Source organism: Pseudoalteromonas piscicida, from assembly GCF_002744175.1.
Classification (GTDB): Bacteria; Pseudomonadota; Gammaproteobacteria; order Enterobacterales; family Alteromonadaceae; genus Pseudoalteromonas; species Pseudoalteromonas piscicida_B.
This window is the reverse complement of the sequence record NZ_NKHF01000112.1, coordinates 1-2284: the sequence shown is the minus strand read 5'-3', so window position 1 is coordinate 2284 and position 2284 is coordinate 1. Positions and strand designations below refer to the sequence as shown.

2 protein-coding genes are annotated in these 2284 nt (G+C 46.1%); both read right to left on the bottom strand.

The window, feature by feature from the left end:
* Positions 1-1588, bottom strand: a 1588-nt coding sequence (locus CEX98_RS21920) for a condensation domain-containing protein (protein ID WP_197707210.1), incomplete at its 3' end; no start/stop codon positions are given.
* A 2-nt stretch (positions 1589-1590) separates the two neighbouring features.
* On the bottom strand, positions 1591-2284 hold a 694-nt coding region (locus CEX98_RS21915; protein ID WP_143484370.1), incomplete at its 5' end, for a phosphopantetheine-binding protein.

Sequence of the window (2284 nt, the reverse complement as noted above, 5' to 3'; positions counted from 1 at the left end):
TTAAGCTTGCCAAATCTTTATCGATGGCAAACGATTCTGCGTTGTCGTGCCAAGCACGGAGCGTGTCAGTCTCTGCTCTATTTTGCAGGGCTATTTTTGCAAGTGGCTGTGTGGTTCTGGCGATAACCTGATCGATAATACTAATAAAGCGCTCAGCAAGAGTTGCGATCCAGTCACTTGGAAATAGCGCTGTGGCGTAGTTAATGTCGCCAAATACTTCTTCGTCACCATTTTGTAGCAGTAAACTAATGTCGAACTTAGCCACTTTATGTAGCGCTTTGACTTGTGATTCATCCACAGGCATAAACAGCTGTTGGCTGCTGTCATCACTGTTGTTTTTAAACTGCTCAAGTGAAAACATCATCTGAAACAACGGATGACGAGATGGGTCCCGTTGTAATTTTAAGGCGTCGACCAATTTATCAAATGGCAGGTCTTGGTGTGCTTTTGCCGCTTTTAGGGTTTGGTGCACTTGTTGGATCAAGGCACTAAAGTCAAGCGCGTTATCAATATGAATTGGCAAGGCTAAACTATTGACCAAAAAGCCAATAAGATTTTGTGTCTGACTTAGGTGACGGTTGTCAGATGGCGTACCTATGACTAAGTCTGACTGACCGCTGGTTGCTTGTAATGTTAACGCCCAGCTACTGAGCAGTACCACATAAAGACTGGTTTGCTGCGTTTTGGCAATGGCTTTTAGGGCCTCGCTTCTTTCCTTACCTAAATGAATCCGGTGGTCGGCACCGCGATATTGGTATTCATTTGGCCGTGGTAGTGGTGAATGTAATTCAAGCTGCTCAGCGCCTGAAAGCGCCTCTGTCCAATGATCTAAAAGTTTGCTTAAAGTATCACCGCTGAGGTACTCACGCTGCCATTTGGCGTAATCTTGGTACTGTAACTCAAGCGCTGGTAGTTCAGGCGTTTTGCCTGAAGCTTGCATAAAATAGGCTTGATGCAGCTCACGCATAAAGATTTCGGTGGACCAGCCGTCAAACGCTATGTGGTGCCACATAAATAGCACATAACGCTCGGCGCCCAATGTCCAACAGAAAACCTTGAACATAGGCTCATTAGCTAAGTCAAATGGTGTACTAATAGCTTGTTTCACTGCCGTATTAAGTGCAGCTAAGTCAGCCACAGGGCTAGGCACAATTTCAATACAAGCGTTTAACACCTCTTGATAGTCATGGCCTTGCTCGTCTTGACGATAGACACTACGAAGTACATGATGCCTATCCAACACGATATTCAACGCCTGTGCTAAGTGTGCAAGCTCGGTGTGCTCAGAGAGTTTAACCAAAAAGGGAATATGATAAGCGCTGGTGCCATTTTCTAAGCGCTCGATAAATAATAACCGCTCTTGTGCAAACGAAAGCGGGTAGCGGTTTAATTCTGGCAGTGTATTAAACGCATCCTTTGAAAAAATTGCTTTTGCTTCAAGGTAATCCATTAATTGCGTTTTATTTGACTTTAACTTTGCAACAAGTGCTGCATCTGGCGCTTGTGCGCCAAATGACAGCTCTAGTCCGCCGTCTTGCAACCAGATTGAGAGATTGTGATCTTTCAGTTCAGCGAGCAATGACAACATGGTTAAATCCTTATGCTATTAGTTTGTTCTTGTTGTGATCCGGAGTCTGCTTTAATTTCGATATCTACGCTCAACGTCTCTAAGTTGTCGACGATTGCGGCAATATGGGTATGCTCAAACAGGGCTGAAATTGGGATGGTTAAATCCAGTGCTTTATTACAAGCATTCATCAACCGGATAGCCGAGATAGAGTCGCCGCCAATACTGAAGAAGTTATCCTCAATCCCCACTTGCTCAAGGCCGAGCACCTGCTGCCAAATTTCACAAAGCTGGGTCTCTAAGTCATTACGCGGTGCCACATAAAGGTTGTCGGCTTGAAGTTCTGGCGTAGGCAGAGCCTTGCGGTCAAGCTTGCCGTTACCTGTGAGTGGAATATGTTCAATTAGGGTAAAGTGGCTGGGCACCATATACTCAGGTAAGGCAGCACTTAGGGCGAGCTTTAATTCGGTAATTTCAAGGTCAGGCTCTGCGATAAGGTAAGCGGCCAGCGCTTTGCCTTGCGGTGCAGGCACATCAATCACTACCGCGTTTTGTACGCCTTGCTGGTCGACAATAGCAGCGGCAATCTCGCCTAGTTCGACACGATAACCACGAATTTTCACCTGCTCATCGTTACGGCCAAGGTACACCAAGTCGCCATTGTCTAAGAAACGGGCAAGGTCACCGGTTTTGTACAGCTTGCTATGGGCGGGGTCG